Here is a 21,458-nt window from a genome sequence, read left to right on the forward strand (position 1 = left end):
AACTTAATTACATATCTACACTTTTAATTGAATAAGATATGATCAAAAATAGCAATATGTAAAGATCAATTCGTTGAGGGTAAGAATGTTAAGTCTTAAATTTGATCATTACTCCTTGGAGCATGTCTTATCTGATGAGATAAAACAGATAATTGATCTTAGTTTAGGTACAACATATAAAAGAAAAACATATTACTTTTCAGACCTATTAGCTATTTTTATAGAAATTAAGTATAAAAAGCCTATTAAGGATTTTAACTTTAAGCCATTGAATAATGAAAATTTAGAAAATCACTATAAATCATTTATCTGTTTTATTTATAAAGAATTAGACACGAGTATTCGGGTTAAATACCTATATTCTTTTTTAGCCTATAAATTTTTCTCTAAACTAGCTGAATTGAAAAAACTTGAGCTTAGTAAAGTCAAAGTTAGCAATGATTCGATAAGTTCAGATGTACAAGATCTAATAAAATCCTATTTAGCATATGATCCTAACGAAAGACTCTTATTCTATTCAGGTTGGCCTATTAGAAGTAGTGACCAGGAAATCATCTATTTAAACTTAGCAAACTGCTACACACTTTATGGCGAAGAATTCACAAGAAAAATTCATAATGCCATGATTAATATAGGGTTGAGAAAAAATAAAGTCACTTTAGAAAGGGATGTAGGTAATTTAACATTATTATTAAATAGGCTAACTCTAGCATTCAAAAATTTAGAAGAATTAATGTATTACATGAATAGCCAAAATGCTTTCGAAACCATGTATAGGATATTAAATATATGTATTTTAGAAATTCAACAGAAAAGACTATCACATCAATCCTTTTTAAAAAGATGGGGTGCTGTTGTATGCTTATATAACGATCTAATTGAAGAAAAAATATTTCCTCCTACCTATTACCCAATACTAGCCCCAGTATTTAAAAAATCGAATCTTAGAGACTATACACACTTAAAAAATGAAGCAGAAGAAGTCTTTACTGACAAACTTATTACAAGAGTACCTATTTCTTATTCCACAAAAGAAGCTAAAGAAAAAATTTTCGAAGAAATTGTTAAAGATATTCAGCATGTTGTCTCTTGTTGTGAACAACATATTAAACAAATTATGGATATATATAAAAATTTTAATGAGTTTGCTGACAAAGGAAGAATTAAAAAACCAGAAGAAACAGTAGTTTTAAGAGGTAGAGGAAGTAAAAATCCTACATCAGTTGGACTAAATAATATAGAAAATGTTTGCGCTACTTATAGGGAATACCCTTTTACCTATCCTAATGTATCTCATTATCAGTCATTTTTAGGATTAATTAGAAAAACAAAATTGATAAGAAATTATATACCTGAAATTGATTTTAAAACAATTTATCCATTTTTAATTTTGTTGATTTATGAACATCCTGCAATAACAGAAGCATGGTTAACAGAATGGAAACTTTATGAAAATGGAGTCAGAACAGGATATGAAGAGATCAACGGGCAATGGTGTATTACATCTTATAAAAGCAGAAAAGGTTATAAAAATGCAAGGCAGACTATTATTTTAAATGAGAAATCAAAATATATAGTGGAATGCTTGATTAAAATAACCAAGATAGGGAGAGAGCACTTAAAACAAAACGATGATAAAAATTATGAATATATGCTTTTAACTTCTAGTAGTGTTTTTACTCCACCCTCACGAAGCAAAAAAATTCCAAATCCTACAACCAAACCCAATGGAGAGTATTATAAAGAAATATTTATCAAAAATTCTTATGACCAAGAAAATAATCTTATAAGAAATGAAATACAAGCAAAGAATATTTTAGACAATCTTTCATTGACCCGTTTTAGAGCATCGAATGCTGTAAAAATCTATATCGAAACTGCATCAATATATGCAATGAGCACTGCCTTGGGTCATGAATATTGCCAGCCTAGGCTAATAAAAAAATATCTTCCCCAACCCTTATGGAACTATTTTAGTAATAGGTGGATAAGAATTTTTCAAAATGCAATTGTATATGAAGCCATGAAAACAAGTGAGCATTTATATAAAGCGGTAGATTTTACACCAGAAGAATTAGATTTATTCCTGAAAAATCATAGCTTAGAAAGTATTCCACAATTTTTAGAAAAAGGAAAAATTCGACCATATAGTAAATATAATATTGATAAAGAAAATACTATTGGTGTTTTTCCCCTCTCTGTTGGCTTACTCCAATGGTTAATAGCAATCATTAATTTCTTTGATAAAAAAGAAAATATAGTTGAGTTAAATACAATAATAAGTAAATGGCATCAAAGTGCACACTTCATAATTTCACAGTTAGAATTTGCTTTAAAAAACAGGAATCAAGCCTTATATATAGATGATGATGTTTTAGCCATTTATCAAGAGGCTAAGAAAAGCCCTCTGCCAGAAAGAACAGTATTTAAGGCAATAGAAGGAGTTAAGTAATGGATGCTAAAACACTTAATTTAATAGACAAAATTGAAAAAAATAAAAAAGATTTAACAAACTTAAACAATGAAGAAATTAATGTTTTAAAAAAAATCATATTGGATAAAGAGCAATATAATCACAAAGTCGAAAAAGCTATTGAAAAAGCATTATCTCCACTGATAAATGCTTATAAATTTAGCCATGAAAAGCCTTATTGGTTTTCAGAAGAGACAACCTATACTGATAATATTTGGATATTAAACCTAACAAAACAACCACAAGTAATTAATTTTGAGAAAATTATAATAAATGATGAATCAAAATTAATTGACCATAAAAATTTATTAAATTTTTTCAAAGACTGGATTATATATTGTGGTAACCCAAAATACTACAATGGCAATAATCCAAGCAAGGTAACAATCAATAGAGCCATAAGACAAGTATATATATTAATTGATAGCATAATATTAAATTCAGAAAAAATTAAGTTAAAACAAAGACAATTAAATGCATTAGATAAACCTTTTTTCATAGACATTTTAGTAAAATTAGGAAAATATGGATGTGAAGAAGGCATATATGAATACTCTAAAAGAGTACAAAACTTTCTTCTAGATAAAATTGAGCATATAGATCTAGTAGAATATAGGGATTTTTTAGAAAAGTATCCTTATTCAGAGCCAGAAAATCAAAATATACATTTAAATCTAGATGAAGATCAAATTAACAAGTGTCGATTTTGGTTATATAAAAATAATGCTTATAAAAAGCATCCTCATAGAAAGGGAATAAGTTTAAGAACAAATTACTTTGATTTTTTATATAAGAACTGTATTTCTATATATGAAATTAAATTTCCAATTATTGAAGAATTTAACCTTGTCGAAGATTGTTGTGATAGCAAGGAATATAAAGCAGTACCAGTAAGAAATGAGGAGTCTGAATCTTTAAGTTTTAAAGCTATGTCTTTTTACCTTAGCAAGATTGCACTAGCCTCACAAATAATAAATAAAAAAAATTATTTAACTAGCTGCAATATAGTATCAAATATAGGAGAAATTAATTTAAAGGATATTAACAATCAAGTTGAACTTACCCCTTTAGGAAGATTCGTAACATTGCCTTCTGATATAGTTTTTGTATCTATAAAGCATGCCTTTGAATTCCTTATTGAGTATATGGATGAAATCCTAACATCAATAGAAAGAGTTTTTATATATATTAAAAATCAAAAATTAATTCAAAAAAATGAAATTAAAAATATTAATATTGATTTATTTTTAACTACTAAATTACGAAATATTGGTGTACAGCAATGGAATATTAAGCCCGAGGCAGAAAATAGAATTAATAAAATCAGGAATAATGAAGGTCTTTTTAACTTATTTGATGTTCTAATTTCGAGCTTACAAGTTCTAATAGGAGCAACAATGGCTCGAAGACAAGCAGAAATCATTGAAATGAAAAATGAATATTGTTTACTACCTAAAAATTTAGATCCACTGGAGAATAATGACATTGATTTTGATATCTTATTTGAAAATAGAAAAAGTGGATTCTCTTTCGAAGATAGGTATAGAGAAATATTATCCAAACCAATTTTAAGATCAATAGCGGGTTTTATATACAAACTTCAAAAATTTAATAATTTTTTAATTAAAAATAATTTTTGTAGCAATGACACTTCCCTCTTAATAGGTATAAGTCCAAAAGATTTAAAAATTTCTAATTTAAATATAGCCAAATATAATAAAAATTTAGATCTTTTCTGTGATTATTTCTCTTCAAAAGTGATTGAGTATAAAAAGAACGACTTTAGAAGATTTTATATTAGACAACATCAATTAAGGCGATTTTTTGCAATGTTGTTTTTTTGGTCTAAAAGTTATGAAGGTTTAGATGCATTAAGGGACTTCTTAGGTCATACCGATACTGAACATTTATATCACTATATTACTGAAAATATTAATGGAGAAACTTTAGCTGGAATAAAAGCAAGATCAATTATAGAAGAATTTCAAAATATTGACAGGGAAAAGCATATAGAAAATATTGAAAAACTATTCCCTTTACTTTTAGAACATTATCAAGTAAGTGAGTTTTCTTTTCTATCAGAAGTAGAAACATTTGAACAATACAAACATATGGAATGTGTTTATTATTTAAAAGATGTAATTGATGCCGAGAATAAAATATCACAACTCATTGAAACTAATATAATTGACTTAAAGCCTGAGTTTTTTACAAAACTAACAGAGGATGGTAGAAAGATTAGAGATTTCAAACTAATTTTAACCATTGCTGGTGAATAACATGTTTAATTCTGAAATTTTAAAAAAATCTTTTGAAAATGAAATTTCGCTATTAAAAGATATTATCGAAAATCCAAATAAATATAATAATGGACATTATAGAAATATCCTTAGGTCAAAAATCAATTTTGCAAAATTTGAAGATCAAAATTTAAATATAGTTTCTCTATCTATTAACACCCATGTAAATAAAGCTAACAAACTAATTAATGGAGGTTATTTAGAGTTAAATAATTATAGACTTAATGCGAAGAGATCAATTGAAAATATCAAAAAAAATAATAATTCTAGAAAAAATGAGCAAACAGTTATTTATAATCTGCAAGTTAAAAACTTACAACTTTCCGAATTAGTAATAATACTAATGTCTAAACTTCATGATTATGCTTACAAAAGTGGAAATTCTGAACTAATTGAAGATTTTAAAATCAAAAATAAAGAAATTGAAATCTTACTTGGTTACACCCAAGGAGATCCGCATGAATAACTCAATACAACTGATTGATAATTTTATACTTTTTAATTATTACTCTATAATTGATGAGGAGCTTAAGTTCTTTAAAAAAGGCTCTATTCCTATGATTTACTATCCTAATGGGATACCTTGTTTTGAGGCTAATTGCTACATGCTCGAACAAGTTAAATTAAGTAAATCGCAAAAGCATCGTGGAGGATCATTAAGAACATATGCTAACAATATATATCATTTAGTTAAATTCTGCTTCTATAATAAAAAGACTATACCTTCTTTCTCTAGCCTTAATGATAATCTATTTAAAGAATTTATTAATTCTTTAATTATTGAAGTTGATCCTAAAACCAATCAAAGAAAGCGGGAAAATAATCAAGTTATAAAGATTGGGAGAGAATGTATAAAATTCCTTTTTTTTATACAAAAAATATATAAACTCCAATACTTTATAGGTACAGATAGCTTTAATGCTATATATGTTTTTGAAAAAAAATCAAATTATGCTAATTTAAGAACTAAACATAAGAACAAGACTTATGACCACCTATCTTTTCCTTATAAAAGTCCCCTAAAGAGAAGATTTCCTATCTCCGATTCAAAAATAGAAACATTAAAAGAATTTATTGGAAATCATAATGATAAAGCATTAAGAATTCGTAACTTATGTTTAATTGAAACCTTAGAACAAACTGGAGCACGCAGATCAGAAGTACTACTATTAAAAGTCAGTGACGTAAAAAATGCTTTAAAAAGCACGGATATCTCACCAAGTCTTAAAATCTTTAATTTGAAGAAGCTATTTGATAATACTTATCGTTATATTCCTGTTCCTAGAATTTTTCTATTAAATTTAAATTCATATATAAGAAAATATAGAACATCTATAATAAAAAAATTAAATATAGAAGATCATGATTATGTTTTCATTAATCATAAAAATGGCAAGCCATTATCACCTGATACATTAACAACTTATATTAATTCCTGGAAAAAAAATTCAGGAGTTACTGGAGATGCTATGGCTCATATGTTTAGACATAGATTTATTACTGAGCAGCTAAAATGCATACTAAATGATTATTCTAATAAAAATCCAGAAGTCCTTAATGAACTACTAACTAATACTGAACTTCTTACTCTAGAACTATTAGAATGGACTGGACATTCATCTATTGAATCAGTTAAACCTTATGTTCATTTAGCCCTTTCAGACTTTATTCGTAAGCATAATATTTCTGACTTATTTACCAAAAAAGCTTCTTTAAAGTTAATTATTGAAAAACTAAAAGCTTTAAGTAAAGAGTCTTCACAACCAGATATTTCGAATGAATTAAATTTAATTATTGAGTTAATTAAAATTTATGAAAATTTAAATGATTAAGCTAATTAATTTTATAGTATATTTACTCGATATTTAGTACCTCTAAGAGTTAAAAGAGAGGTGGTCCCACATGTTTGAACAACTAAAAGCTTATTTATAAGTGATACTCTGCTCTAGTTAAGCTACCTTATTTTGTTGTGGTAGCTGGTCATAGTAAAACTCATCTGGAGTCATTTTGTCCAGACTCGAATGAGGTCGTTTCAAATTATAAAATTCAAAATATGCGTTTAATTGCTTCTTCGCATCCAAAACATTGCTGTAGGCTTTGAGATACACCTCTTCATATTTAACGCTCCGCCATAATCGTTCAACCATCACATTATCAACCCATCGACCTTTACCATCCATACTGATTTGAATGCCATTTGATTTCAATACATCAATAAATGCATCACTGGTAAACTGACTGCCTTGGTCTGTATTAAATATTTCAGGTCGACCATATTTTTCAATAGCTTCATTTAATGTTTCTATGCAAAATGTAACCTCCATACTAATCGATACTCTATGCGCAAGTACCTTGCGGCTATGCCAATCAATCACAGCACATAAATAAACAAAGCCTTTTGCCATAGGGATATACGTTATATCCGTAGACCACACTTGATTACTGCGCTGAATAGCCAATCCTTTGAGCAGATATGGATATTTGCGGTGAGCTTGATTAGCCTGGCTTAAATTTGGTTTGCAATATAACGCATTAATGCCCATTTTCTTCATTAAAGTACGTGTATGACGTCGTCCTATATGATGTCCTTGACGATTCAACAAATCACGCATCATCCGGCTACCTGCAAAAGGGTATTGCATATGTAACTCATCCATACACCGCATTAGCTTCAGATCTGATGCACTCACAGGTTTTGGGCGATAGTAATAACAACCACGGGAGACTTTCAGCAGCTGAGCTTGCTTAGATACTGAAATCTGAAGTGAGTCATCGATTAACTTTTGTGGTTGAAGCGGCCCAGTTTCTTCAACACACCTTCTAAAAAATCAATTTCTAATGCCTGCTCACCGATTTTTGCATGTAGTTTTTTTAGATCGATGGGTGGTTCTGTTGGAGCTTTTGATTGATCGAAAGCTTGCGAGGAAGCTGAAATCAGTTGATTTTTCCAGTCGATAATTTGGTTTTGATGAACATCAAATTCAGCACTCAATTCAGCAAGTGTTTTTTCTGCTTTAATCGCAGCAAGTGCTACCTTAGCTTTAAAATCATTTGAATGATTTCTTCTTGGTCTACGTGCCATAAAATACTCCATATATTGATGTTTATAACATCATTTGGGGAGCAAAATATCACTTATAAGTGTTGTTCAAATTTCCTGATCCACCTCTAAAATGCATCGTTTAGGGTTCTAATTAAAATTGATAATAAAAGAATATCAGACGAGAAGCGATTTATATGATTCAAGGTCATAGTGAAAGTCAGCCATCATGATGGAGCATTTTTAAATATTGCAGCGCAATTTGTTGAGAAAAATCTGTGCTATCTAGAGGTGGTCCCACTTGTTTGAACAACTAAAAGCGTATTTATAAGTGGGCGAATTCAAACATGAGGTGCGACAGTTTGAAAAGTCTTATGATAATCAACAAGCTGAGCAAATTTCTCTAATGGTGTAAGCCAATCTAACGCTTTTCTAGGACGAGTATTCAGTGACATGGCAACTTGATTTAAATAATGCTGATCTGCCTGATTTAAATCAATCCCTTTAGGTAAATATTGCCTAATTAAACCATTCATATTTTCGCATGTGCCTTTTTGCCAGGGTGAATGTGGGTCACAGAAATATACATCTATGCCTAAATCTTCTTCGAGTATTTTATGTTCTGACATCTCACGTCCACGGTCATAGGTCAACGTTTTACGCAGTTCTGCAGGTAAATATTTCAGAGCTTCAGTTAAAGCCTTGCGCACTGATTCTGCCTTTGCATCAGGTAATGTTGCCAAGATACAGAGCCGTGTATTTCGTTCAATAAGTGTTGCTATCGAACTTTTATTGTCTTTACCTTTAATTAAATCAGCTTCCCAATGACCCGGTATTTTTCTTTCTTGAACTTCGGCTGGGCGCTCATGAATAGTTTTAATATCCTGTAATATAGAATCTTTTTTAGGTTCACCGTTAGCTTTTCGCTTTTTATTTTCATGACGTAGACAGGATAATAAGTCTTTTTTCAACTCACCCTTGGGTAATGCTCGTATCGTTGAATAAATCGTTGTATGGCTTACATTCATTGTTTGATCCAAATCAGGAAATGTCTTTAAACGCTTTGCTATTTGCTGAGGAGACCATAAACAACGGATCGCTTCAACAATAAATTTCCAGAGGATTGAATCGATTTTGAGTTTTCTGTGACCACGTCTACGTCTAGCAAAAGTGTTATCAGAAGCATATCGAGCTTGATAAACGTCATTGATGCTATTTCTTTTAAGCTCACGATAGATCGTACTAGGATGTCTTTTAATAAGTTCAGCAAATTTTCTGGCTGAAAAGCCTTCTTTTCTTGACTCAAGCATTAATGCAGTACGATCTTCAAAGTTAAGATGATGGTATGACAATTTTATATACTCCATAAACCCTTTAAATTAATTAGGTGGTTTATGTCGCACTTCAAGTTTTACTCTGCCGTGATATTCCGCTCTAGTTAAGCCACCTTGTTTTGTTGTGGTAGCTGGTCATAGTAAACTCATCTGGAGTCATTTTGTCCAGACTCGAATGAGGTCGTTTCAAATTATAAAATTCAAAATATGCGTTTAATTGCTTCTTCGCATCCAAAACATTGCTGTAGGCTTTGAGATACACCTCTTCATATTTAACGCTCCGCCATAATCGTTCAACCATCACATTATCAACCCATCGACCTTTACCATCCATACTGATTTGAATGCCATTTGATTTCAATACATCAATAAATGCATCACTGGTAAACTGACTGCCTTGGTCTGTATTAAATATTTCAGGTCGACCATATTTTTCAATAGCTTCATTTAATGTTTCTATGCAAAATGTAACCTCCATACTAATCGATACTCTATGCGCAAGTACCTTGCGGCTATGCCAATCAATCACAGCACATAAATAAACAAAGCCTTTTGCCATAGGGATATACGTTATATCCGTAGACCACACTTGATTACTGCGCTGAATAGCCAATCCTTTGAGCAGATATGGATATTTGCGGTGAGCTTGATTAGCCTGGCTTAAATTTGGTTTGCAATATAACGCATTAATGCCCATTTTCTTCATTAAAGTACGTGTATGACGTCGTCCTATATGATGTCCTTGACGATTCAATAAATCACGCATCATACGGCTACCTGCAAAAGGGTATTGCATATGTAACTCATCCATACAGCGCATCAGCTTCAGATCTGATTCACTCACAGGTTTTGGGCGATAGTAACAACAACCACGGGAGACTTTCAGCAGCTTAGCTTGCTTAGATACTGAAATCTGAAGTGAGTCATCGATTAACTTTTGTGGTTGAAGCGGCCCAGTTTCTTCAACACACCTTCTAAAAAATCAATTTCTAATGCCTGCTCACCGATTTTTGCATGTAGTTTTTTTAGATCGATGGGTGGTTCTGTTGGAGCTTTTGATTGATCGAAAGCTTGCGAGGAAGCTGAAATCAGTTGATTTTTCCAGTCGATAATTTGGTTTTGATGAACATCAAATTCAGCACTCAATTCAGCAAGTGTTTTTTCTGCTTTAATCGCAGCAAGTGCTACCTTAGCTTTAAAATCATTTGAATGATTTCTTCTTGGTCTACGTGCCATAAAATACTCCATATATTGATGTTTATAACATCATTTGAGGAGCAGAATATCACTTATAGGAGTTGTTCAAATTTACGGATCCATCTCTATCTTGTAGTTGATTGGCAATTGCTTCATCTGCAACCCCATGTACACCTGAATAAATCAACAAAGCGGTTAATCTTGGCTGTTCTAAATGCCAAATATCCGCCTGCTGCCCTCCATTTAAGATTTGCAGCAGTTGTTCCAATATCATATTTTTTTCATTATTTTTTCGTTCATGGTGATGTGCACCAAAAACAATATCATGTATAGCATAGCTTTCGAGATAGGTTTGTATATTGGCAGAGATCCAAACCTTAAATTGACTGACCCAATCTTCAGCATCACATGTTGCAACAGCTGTGTCTAAGGCCGCGATAAAAAAATCGATATAACGTTTTTTTAAGGCTTCAACAATATGCTGTTTCGATTCAAAGTAATGATAAAAGGTCCCTTTAGCAACGCCCACACTGGCAATAATTTCACTAATCGTGGTGGCTTCAACGCCTTTTGCTAAAAAAAGCGTTTGTGCAGCATTCATCAGCTCATCAATTCGGACTTCTGCTGGCTTGGTTTGCCTTTTTGTCACCTGAGTAGAAGCGACTTGAGATTGTGATGACATACTTCTCTATTTTCTACACGCAAGAATTTAATTATAGATGAGCCTTATCTAATTCACAATTCAAGCTAATACGAGTTCCCGAATACATCAATGTGGATATAATCCTAGTTCAGTCATACCAAATAATATTTTAGCTGATAAAGAGACTTGTTCTTTTAAATTCTCTAATGAAAATAGACCTACTTAAAATGTCTAAATATTTTTTAATACTGATATAAAAAATGGGAGAACTGAGTCTATAAGTTCTCCCATTTTATTCTGTGCTATTGATCTAAGCCTACACATTTAAGTTTCGTTATTTCCCCCCTAACCATTTGGTCGAGTCACAATTGGGAAAATTGAATCTGGACGTTTAAACATTGTAAAGAATTTTCCAATTTTCAATGGATTGCCTTTGACTTTACTGTCTTTAGAAAGCAGGACTTTTACCCCTTCTATTTGACCTGTAATCATTTTTAGATATAAGGGCTTGGTTACGGTTAATGTTGGGCAATCCGATGCCAAACCATTACTGTCATCATGACGTTTAAACTGCATGACTGAGTTTTCAACCCATAATGAAAAATTCTCTTGGGTATCCGACAAAACCAGATTGATACACTGGTTTTCATTTTTTAAATTTTCCACATCTAAATTTGTCGCCATGGCTTCAAGAAATCTTTCAGTTGGCGTGTGAATCAATAAATCACTCGGATCAGAGGTATTTTGTAGTGGTACATTATTCTGTAACTCTTGAGCGCCCACCAAAAAGAAATTACGCCAAGTCGAAGCCTCAGCAGCATAGCCCAATTGACGATAAGTATTTGCCAATAAGTCTTTCGCTTGTTGGTTTTGAGGGTTATTCAACACAATATGTTTTAAAATCTCGGCAGCCCATCTATAGTCAGCTTGAGCATAGGCATCCTGCGCATTTTTCAATGCATTGTTCTCTCCACCTGCTAACTCAATATATTTTTTTGCAACAGCTTTAGGCGGTAAAGGATCTAAATTGGAAGGATGAGCATCGAACCATCCCATATAGTATTGGTATACCGCTTTTACATTATGCTTTAAGGTTCCATAATAGCCATGCGCATATAGCTTTTGATCAAGTGCCGCTGGAAGCTGAATTTTCTCGGCAATTTCAGCACCATTAAAACCAGAGTTCATATATCTTACCGTCTGATCATGAGTGAATTTATAAACATCTCGCTGGGTTTTAATAAAATCTTGAATATTGTCATTGCCCCAGACCGGCCAATGATGTTGTGCAATCAATACATCGGATGCTTTGGCATGCTGCATTGCTTGGTCTAAATAGCCCACCCATTTTAAGGCATCACGTACTTTAGCACCTCGAAGGGTATAAAGATTATGCATGGTATGCGAAAGAATTTCTGCGCCATTATAAAGTTTCAGTGATGGAATAGAGAATGTTAATTCAGCAGGTGCTTCTGAACCCGGCACGTTATAGAACACAAAATCCAAACCATCAATGCTCATTTTCTGTTCTGCTTGGGTGATCAGTTGTGTAGGCTCAAGGATTCCCATTTTTCCCACAGCAACAGCCTTACCTAAACCAGTATCCACCAATCCTTCGGCATTCTTAGGTAAAAAAGTTCCATACATATAAGTCGCACGACGTATCATGGCTGAACCTGCCATTACATTTTCACTGGTCGCTTCTTCCATAAAACCTTGTGGCGCAATAATTGGAGTTTTTCTTGCGTTAATTTCGTCACTAGAAAGAACCCCTAACGCCCCACCAAAATGATCGATATGGCTATGGGTAAAGATAATGGCTGAAATTTTTTGCTCACCTAAATGCTGCCTAGCAAATTTAAGTGCTGCTTCTGCCGTTTCTTTGGAGGTTAATGTATCCACAATAATCCAGCCAGTATCACCCTGAATAATGGTCATATTTGCCAAATCAAAACCACGAATTTGCCAAACTCGATCTGTCACTTTAAATAGACCAACATTGTTGTTTAGCTTTGCTTGTCGCCATAGCGCAGGATTAACAGTATTTGGTGCTGGATCATTTAAAAAATTAAATGCATCAAAATCCCAGATCACATTGCCTTTCTCACTTTTAATTTGACCGGTTGGCTTAGCAATAAAACCTTTTTGCGCATGATTAAACTCAGTCATATCGTCTAAATTATATTTCGTTTTATACGCATTATTTGATTCAATGACCGCTTTTTCGACTTGCCCATTTGCTGCCAAAACAGAAAATGGCAAAATAAACATCAATGAGACTGTTAAAAATTTAATTTTCATTGTCATTCCTTTTTTCAAAATATAGAGGTGGTCCCACATGTTTGAACAACTAAAAGCTTATTTATAAGTGATACTCTGCTCTAGTTAAGCTACCTTATTTTGTTGTGGTAGCTGGTCATAGTAAAACTCATCTGGAGTCATTTTGTCCAGACTCGAATGAGGTCGTTTCAAATTATAAAATTCAAAATATGCGTTTAATTGCTTCTTCGCATCCAAAACATTGCTGTAGGCTTTGAGATACACCTCTTCATATTTAACGCTCCGCCATAATCGTTCAACCATCACATTATCAACCCATCGACCTTTACCATCCATACTGATTTGAATGCCATTTGATTTCAATACATCAATAAATGCATCACTGGTAAACTGACTGCCTTGGTCTGTATTAAATATTTCAGGTCGACCATATTTTTCAATAGCTTCATTTAATGTTTCTATGCAAAATGTAACCTCCATACTAATCGATACTCTATGCGCAAGTACCTTGCGGCTATGCCAATCAATCACAGCACATAAATAAACAAAGCCTTTTGCCATAGGGATATACGTTATATCCGTAGACCACACTTGATTACTGCGCTGAATAGCCAATCCTTTGAGCAGATATGGATATTTGCGGTGAGCTTGATTAGCCTGGCTTAAATTTGGTTTGCAATATAACGCATTAATGCCCATTTTCTTCATTAAAGTACGTGTATGACGTCGTCCTATATGATGTCCTTGACGATTCAACAAATCACGCATCATCCGGCTACCTGCAAAAGGGTATTGCATATGTAACTCATCCATACACCGCATTAGCTTCAGATCTGATGCACTCACAGGTTTTGGGCGATAGTAATAACAACCACGGGAGACTTTCAGCAGCTGAGCTTGCTTAGATACTGAAATCTGAAGTGAGTCATCGATTAACTTTTGTGGTTGAAGCGGCCCAGTTTCTTCAACACACCTTCTAAAAAATCAATTTCTAATGCCTGCTCACCGATTTTTGCATGTAGTTTTTTTAGATCGATGGGTGGTTCTGTTGGAGCTTTTGATTGATCGAAAGCTTGCGAGGAAGCTGAAATCAGTTGATTTTTCCAGTCGATAATTTGGTTTTGATGAACATCAAATTCAGCACTCAATTCAGCAAGTGTTTTTTCTGCTTTAATCGCAGCAAGTGCTACCTTAGCTTTAAAATCATTTGAATGATTTCTTCTTGGTCTACGTGCCATAAAATACTCCATATATTGATGTTTATAACATCATTTGGGGAGCAAAATATCACTTATAAGTGTTGTTCAAATTTCCTGATCCACCTCTAAAGTGATCAACTTAGCAGAAAGAAAAAAGCAGATTCAAGATCTTGTTAATAAATTTGATGGGCTTTGTTGCACAAAGATTTCATAACTATATGATTTTAAAAGTTTTGATTATTTTTTGATCCAAAATTAAATTTATTTAAATCAGATGCTTACATATTTATGCAACAAAGCCCTTATAGGTGTTGTTCAAATTTACGGAGCCATCTCTATACAATATAAAAGGAGTTGCTAACTTATAAATAAATCATTATAAAATTTGACCAAGAGAACCCTTAGCTAAATAACTACCCAAATTCTAAATATAGATAGCTATAGAAATTTAATTGCATACTTTATTAATATTAGTTTCCTCTAAAACTTTTACTAGAAAATCCATAGCCAACTCAATTTCCAAAGCAACCGAGGCATAAGATTTATCAAGAACAGTCTTCGGAAGTGCCCAATCCCACTTTTCGCTTTCAAGGTTTTTAACCTCTTTCAATAATTGAGCAGGCGTTATAATCCCGTTAGAAAGTAATTTCTTGACAGTAGCATGTAGTATAGATTTTTTTGAATTTGAAATGCAGATATGTACACCTTCATTTGAAGCATCTAGCCCTAATGATCCTAGCATCAATACTAGCGTATTATTCACCCTATCCCCTTGCCATGTAAACAGAAGAGTACTTCCACCCATTTCCCTTATAAAGGTATTCTCTAAATTAGATACTCGAAAATATTCCCTAGCTTCTGCCAGCATTTTTTGTGCTGTGGCATCCAAAAATGGAATCTCTTGACTATGTAAGAGTATTTCTTTCATCCTTTGTCGAATTCTACTATGTACCATAGCTGTACCAGTGTTTTCAAAATAAGGAATAGCTCCCCCTTTGTCCGGCATCACCATTATTATTTTGGCTTCTGAATTAATTTCTAGTACACGCCACCTACGTCCTGCAAAAATTAACCCCATATTAGGAGTCAACGGATTTTTAAGTGAAATCGAACCAAGGGACTTTCCGTTGGACTCTATTCGATATTCTTCATTGGAAATAAAAGCACTGTAAAACTCATAGTGATTTACTAACTTTTCTCCTAATTCACCATGCAACAATAGTCCAGAGCTTTCTTGAGTGATCAGCTTTTTTTGACCTAAATATCGAAGCAATATTATAAAATCATGCTTTTCTATATTTGAGAAGGGTCCAGTTTCAACCAAAATACTCCATAAATCATTAGCACTCGCACCACCCTTTTCAGCGATGACTGACAGTATTTGCTGAACTAGTGTTGAAGCGTGAAGCCCTTTAGCTTGAGGAGGCTCAAACCAATTTTCTATCAAAAGAACAATCATCGCTATAGTTTGTAATAACCCTTCATGAATACAATCAGAAAAACCAGACTTATCTGTAATTTCAGGCTCAATACAATAATTTCTTAATATAGCAGCTTCACCTTTTCTTCTACCCGAGCGACCTAGCCGCTGACGAAGACTCGCAACTGAAGGTGGAGAGCCAATTTGAGCAATGCTTTGGACTGCACCAATATCAATACCCAACTCAAGAGTGGTAGTGCAAATCGCTGTTGCTGGACGTGACTTGTCTTTTAAAGCTTTTTCGGTTTCCTCTCTTATTTCCTTTGATAAATTGCCGTGATGAGGCCAAAAAACATTCGGAGTTTTATCTAATTCACACAAATGACGAAGATAATCAGAGTATTTTTCTACTTCTTGACGTGAGTTTGGGAAAATCAAATTACTTGTATTTCTTAATGAGGCATAAAGATGTTTAGCGATAGCTTGTGTAGAACCTATTTGAAATGATGCATCTATTGAGGATTTAGAATCATCTTTTTCATTTACAGACACGGTATTGATATAACCTTTGACAAGAACTTTGAGTGTCTGACCCTGATTTCTTGATACAATAATTTTGACTCTTTCAGGGTTCTTATTCCTAAGAAATTCAGCCGCCAAACTCATGTCACCGAGAGTTGCTGACAACCCTACTCGTGACACAACTTTCTGTGAAGCTAATTCAGCTCTGTGCATTAATGCTTGAAGTTGCTTTCCCCTTTCCACACCTATGAAGGCATGCAATTCATCTACTACTATATATTTTAGATTAGTAAAAAGACCTGCAACAGAAGTTCCACGATTAACAAATAAGGCCTCTAGAGATTCAGGAGTGATCAATAATATTCCATGGGGTTTTTTCAAAAATTTTTGCTTCTTGGATTGCGCGATGTCTCCATGCCAGCCAATAACTGGTATATCCAATGTTTCACAAAGGTCTGAAAGGCGATCCCATTGATCATTAATAAGAGCTTTCAATGGACTGATATACAGTACCACTCCTTTATTATTATCTTCATTCAACAAGTGCGTTAAAATTGGAAAGAAAGCAGCCTCTGTTTTACCAGAGGCTGTAGCAGCAGCAATAATCACATCCTGATTAGCACTAATCAATGCTGGAATTGCTTGGTTTTGAGCATCTCTTAGACTTGACCAACCTTCTGACCAAATCCATTGTTGGATACGTCTATCAAGTAATTCAAATCCAGATTGTTCATAGTTGGAAGCTGGCAAATTCATCATCACCCTCTACAGCATGTTCAAAAACTCCGCCATGGTCTACCTCAATTTGTAACTCACCTATAAGCTCTTTCCAATCAATTCCGGGGTTTTGCTCAAGAACAGACAACAAGTTAATAAAGGCAGTAATGGTTGTCCGAGGAGTGCGGAAATAAGCATCTCCTAGACGAGTGGCACAATGAGCCATAAATGCAGGAATAGCTTCGTCTGGTAAACCATATTTTTGTTGATCACCCAATGCATATACATGACGAATCTTTTGCATCAGCACATATAAATCTTCAGGAGTAAGACTGGATAACCTTAAAACTGGTCCAGAATAATCAACTAAGCCTGAACGTACAAAGGAGTTTTCTGCAAGACGAGATTGCAAAGCAGCATAACTGTAAAGCCCACGACGTGTATCTAATAGGAATTCTGGGGTTCCACCTAAAATAAAGCCTAACCCCTCTACAGTACCTTGTAATGAATCATTGAGGATTCGTAAGATCTGCTCATAATTCGCATTACGTGCCTGTGTATTTGAAAGCTTGTACAAATTAACCAACTCATCAAGACAAACTAGTAAACCACTGTATCCAGCTAAGCGAACAAAACGGGAAAGTAATTTAATTTGATCATATATTGATGCATCATCAACAATTGTTCGTACGCCTAATGCTGCTCTAGCATCAGTTTTAGTGGAAAACTCTCCACGCAACCAACGTATTGCATCAGCTTTGAGTTGTTCATTTCCCTCGTCAAAACCTTTGCAATATGCTGCAATTACTTCTGCAAAATCATAACCATTAACCATTTCTGTTAATTCAACAAGATGTGCATGAATAACTTCTTCATTAGTCCTTCCGGAAGACTTAGCTTCTGATTTAGCCTGAGCAATAAACTTCTCAACAATCCCTTGCAATGCTCCACCATCAGGTTTTGTTCGTGTGGACATATTCTTAGTTAGTTCAGCATATAAAGAGCGTGCTTGACCTCCTGAAGCATAAAGCCTTCTGTCTGGATTTAAATCTGCATGCATAGTGACTAACTTTTTTTCCATGCCTATTGCTCGAATAAGATTTAGAAAAAAGGTTTTCCCTGCACCATATTCACCAATAACAACCTTAAATGTCGCTCCACCCTCAGCAATACGATCAATGTTTTGAATAAGAGCTTCAATTTCCTTCACACGACCAACTTGAATAAGATGTTGCCCTATCCGAGGTACAACTCCTGCACGTAGTGATTGGATAACAGCATCTCTATCTTTTGCTTTTATCGTACTCATATTTCTATTTTCTCTAATAAACTCTGGTTAACTTCTAAAAGATCATCCCCCTCAATAATCTGTTCACCCAGATTATCAAGTGCTGACTCATTAATATTTTCAAGGGCTCCATCTAACATCAAATCAAAATCAGCTGCTAAATTTAATAATTCATCTCGACTCCACTGAGGACGGGTGATCAATCGATGTAGGAATGCTGAATGATCAATATCTAATCCTAATAAACTATGATTATTCTGTTGTTCATCAACTTCTGACTCAATTGCTATCTCTGTCTCTGCTTGTATTGCTTCATCTACAAAAACATTTGCCAACAAATTAGAAACAAGTGCAGTTTCTTTTTGTAGACTAGCAATACGTTCAACATCCAATTTGAATTTGGTTGCATTATCAGATGTAGTAAAAACATTTCTCGTTGGCTGAAGTTGTATGTTCGTAGATGAAACATGCAAATCTTTATAAACTTGTTGTTTCTCTAATTGTAGAACCACATAGATTCGCTCCAAAAGTTTCACTTCAGCAGGTTCAACCACCCCATCCACTTGAGCCAATTGAACCAGAATTTGAGCTATAGATCTTCTATTTTCACCTGATAATAATTCTAATTTTTTCTTTAAACTCATCAAAGAACTAGGTTGTTTAATCTTAAGTTGTAAAAATGCTTTTAAACGCTCGTGTTGCTCAGGACTTAAATGCACCCAAGATTCTATTATACGCTTTAGTAATTCAAGCTCTATTTCAGAAATCTTTCCATCGGCTAAAGCCACAGCACTTGCCAAGTCCAAAGTTACATTCGCCACATGATAAGCTGGTTCAGTCCTAAAATTAACATTGGTATTTCTTATTTTAAACAATACTATCAACTCATCGGGCTTTAGTGCTTTTGACCCAATAAATATATCGGGCTCAATCCCTAATCCTATATTTTCTAGGTTACGTACCAGTTCAACAAATTGATTACGAGATAACAGCACATTACAGCCCAACTTCATCAAAAAGGTTTTCAACTCAATAGCTAATGGATTCTGCGAGGTTTTTTCCTTAAACTCTTCAATCACAGCTATTAACTTTTCAGGCCAAAGATTTATTGGTAAAAACAAAATAACATCAGATGTACTCACAGAATCTGGATTTCGCCCAAGATAACGACTATAAGGTTCTAACTGTTCTGTAGTCTGATCAACTAATGCCTGTAACTTTTTAATATGCTTTGATACTGCAGATACATCAGGAAGATCATCGATATTTTTTGATAAGTTTCTTGAAATAGCAGATGATGCGGGGAAATAGGTAAGCTTAAGCTTAGTGCGATTGGGAGAAAGTACAAAACCATTACCATAAGTAGCCTGATAGTTTTGTTTGAATAAAGCTGCAAAATAATCAGCACAACGTGTTACTGGTGTTCGTTTACTAATATTACGGTCTATTAAAACCCAAGCAAGTGCCCAATCTACCGGTAATGGATATTTATCAACTACCAGTTGTCCTAATGCTATACGATAACTTAATGGAAGTTCATATGGAGTATTCAATATTTCAGAAGGTTGTTTCAAATAGCTTTGTGCAACAACCGTATCAAAAGACACATAATCTATAAATCTTAAAGCATAACCTTTAAATGAACCATTACTTCCATAGATGGATAATAACCTGGTTACTTCCTTAATAATATCGGGTATTTCTTGTTTAGCTTGTAAATCTGTTTGTGCATCTACTAGAGCACGTCGTTCTAACCCATAAAAAAATAGAAAAACATAACCAATATCAGCTATTGGATTAGATCGTCCACCTGCCAACCAATCCAAATATGCACGCCTTGCTTTAGGAGAGATATGAGTATAACTAGGCCAATATCCTATTAAACGTTCGGCTATATCTACTTTACGACTTGAAATTGATAATGATACATCAATAAAAGAAGGTTCAGTGTTGAAAGAAATGTATTGCCTTTTAGTTCCTAGATAAAACATTCCACCATGTATAGTGAATCCATTTATTTCGACATTCTTGTCTGAAGAAACCCATACTGGATCTATTTGCTGATATATCTCTGGTGCAGATGGTATGATTTTTTCATTTATATGATTTTCAGATTCTAATTGGAATGTCACAAAATTTTCTTCATCTCCAATCTGATTTAATTCTGGCTGGCTTACGCTAGCATTTGACTCTAAATTCTTTGAAGATTGCTCAGGCTCATGGGAAGAAAGAATCGAATGAGATACTTTGGGAATAAGTGAGATGATTGTTTCATTGAAATCATTTTTAGGTTCTAATTGGAATGTCACAAAATTTTCTTCATCTCCAATCTGACTTGAGTCTGACTGTGAGATATTTTGTTCTGATTCGAAGTTCTTTTGATATGATTCAACCTCCAAAGAAGTTTTGTGTTCCTTAAGTAAATCTTGAACTGGGGTATTAGTCTGTATTAATTGCAATCTTTGCGTTGCTTCAAATGCTCTCTGCTGTGTTAAACATAATAAAGCTAACTTCAATGTAGAGATTAAACTTTGTTTTTCTTCAAATAATTTCTGCTGTTTTAACAATAACAAATCTATTTTCAATGTAGAGATTAATCTTTGTCTTTCTTCAAATACTTTCCGTTGTTTTAATAATAAAACCGTCTTCAGTGCAGAGATTAATCTTTGTCTTTCTTCAAATGTTTCTCTTTTTTTTAACACTTCCTCTTGTTTAGAGCCCCCTTGGACAGAAGACTCCAACTGTTTTTGTTGAGTAATAAAGATATGTTCATAATCAACAACTTCAGATGTAGAAGACACAATTTTCCATTCGGATTGATTAGCTGTCTGAGCTAGAAGTACTGATGTAGACTCTGTTTCAATAGGAATATCGTTTGGAGAAGTAAGCTTTGTGAATTGTTCTTCACTTCTATTTATTGAACATAGTTCTGAAAGGCTAGATGGATAGATTACTGGTAAGTTTGGCGGTACAACCTTTCTTATAACTTTTATCTTTGTACACGACAAAAAAAGATAACTCATTGAAATAATGGCATAATACTTG

12 protein-coding genes and 1 pseudogene are annotated in these 21,458 nt (G+C 33.5%); 4 read left to right on the forward strand and 9 right to left on the reverse strand.

Features of this window, described 5'->3' with window-relative positions:
- The first annotated feature begins 85 nt into the window (after positions 1-85).
- Genes AC4CUZ_RS02150 through AC4CUZ_RS02165 form a run of 4 tightly spaced genes read left to right on the forward strand, consistent with a single transcriptional unit; the run spans position 86 to position 6,605 of the window.
- On the forward strand, positions 86-2,452 hold the full coding sequence (locus AC4CUZ_RS02150) for a hypothetical protein (RefSeq protein ID WP_490747173.1): 2,367 nt from the start codon (positions 86-88) through the stop codon (positions 2,450-2,452).
- Positions 2,452-4,752 (forward strand): hypothetical protein, encoded by a 2,301-nt coding sequence (locus AC4CUZ_RS02155; RefSeq protein ID WP_267547483.1) that lies wholly within the window; start codon positions 2,452-2,454, stop codon positions 4,750-4,752. The genes AC4CUZ_RS02150 and AC4CUZ_RS02155 overlap by 1 nt, the downstream gene beginning before the upstream one ends.
- A gap of 1 nt (position 4,753) precedes the next feature.
- Positions 4,754-5,239, forward strand: a complete 486-nt coding sequence (locus AC4CUZ_RS02160) for a hypothetical protein (protein WP_178904617.1) — start codon at positions 4,754-4,756, stop codon at positions 5,237-5,239.
- A complete protein-coding gene (locus AC4CUZ_RS02165; protein WP_267547484.1) occupies positions 5,232-6,605 on the forward strand; it encodes a tyrosine-type recombinase/integrase in 1,374 nt (457 codons plus the stop codon). The genes AC4CUZ_RS02160 and AC4CUZ_RS02165 overlap by 8 nt, the downstream gene beginning before the upstream one ends.
- A 117-nt stretch (positions 6,606-6,722) precedes the next feature.
- Here AC4CUZ_RS02165 and AC4CUZ_RS02170 read toward each other — a convergent pair.
- The 9 genes and pseudogenes from AC4CUZ_RS02170 to AC4CUZ_RS02210 all read right to left on the reverse strand — a co-directional run bounded on the left by AC4CUZ_RS02170 (position 6,723) and on the right by AC4CUZ_RS02210 (position 21,436).
- Positions 6,723-7,855, reverse strand: a protein-coding gene (locus AC4CUZ_RS02170) for an IS3 family transposase (protein WP_223235881.1) whose coding sequence is annotated in 2 segments (ribosomal slippage) — positions 6,723-7,603 and positions 7,603-7,855 — 1,134 coding nt in all. Because the reading frame shifts where the segments join, the coding sequence is not laid out codon by codon here.
- A gap of 299 nt (positions 7,856-8,154) precedes the next feature.
- Positions 8,155-9,180 (reverse strand): IS30-like element ISAba125 family transposase, encoded by a 1,026-nt coding sequence (locus AC4CUZ_RS02175; RefSeq protein WP_079265503.1) that lies wholly within the window; start codon positions 9,178-9,180, stop codon positions 8,155-8,157.
- Between the two features lie 71 nt (positions 9,181-9,251).
- Positions 9,252-10,395: pseudogene (locus AC4CUZ_RS02180) on the reverse strand (IS3 family transposase).
- A gap of 37 nt (positions 10,396-10,432) precedes the next feature.
- Positions 10,433-11,026, reverse strand: a complete 594-nt coding sequence (locus AC4CUZ_RS02185; RefSeq protein ID WP_490747174.1) for a TetR/AcrR family transcriptional regulator — start codon at positions 11,024-11,026, stop codon at positions 10,433-10,435.
- A gap of 306 nt (positions 11,027-11,332) precedes the next feature.
- Positions 11,333-13,288, reverse strand: a complete 1,956-nt coding sequence (locus AC4CUZ_RS02190) for an alkyl/aryl-sulfatase (protein ID WP_004986921.1) — start codon at positions 13,286-13,288, stop codon at positions 11,333-11,335.
- 84 nt (positions 13,289-13,372) lie between these two features.
- Positions 13,373-14,505, reverse strand: a protein-coding gene (locus AC4CUZ_RS02195) for an IS3 family transposase (RefSeq protein WP_223235881.1) whose coding sequence is annotated in 2 segments (ribosomal slippage) — positions 13,373-14,253 and positions 14,253-14,505 — 1,134 coding nt in all. Because the reading frame shifts where the segments join, the coding sequence is not laid out codon by codon here.
- A 409-nt stretch (positions 14,506-14,914) separates the two neighbouring features.
- Positions 14,915-17,167: a DEAD/DEAH box helicase gene (locus AC4CUZ_RS02200; RefSeq protein ID WP_267581543.1), complete on the reverse strand. Its 2,253-nt coding sequence runs from the start codon at positions 17,165-17,167 to the stop codon at positions 14,915-14,917.
- Entirely contained in the window at positions 17,139-18,434 is a 1,296-nt protein-coding gene (locus tag AC4CUZ_RS02205; protein WP_221260596.1) for an ATP-binding protein, read from the reverse strand. The genes AC4CUZ_RS02200 and AC4CUZ_RS02205 overlap by 29 nt, the downstream gene beginning before the upstream one ends.
- Entirely contained in the window at positions 18,431-21,436 is a 3,006-nt protein-coding gene (locus AC4CUZ_RS02210; RefSeq protein WP_490747175.1) for a tellurite resistance TerB family protein, read from the reverse strand. The genes AC4CUZ_RS02205 and AC4CUZ_RS02210 overlap by 4 nt, the downstream gene beginning before the upstream one ends.
- Positions 21,437-21,458 lie beyond the last annotated feature (22 nt).

The sequence above is a fragment of the Acinetobacter sp. 789_lipA genome, assembly GCF_058242845.1.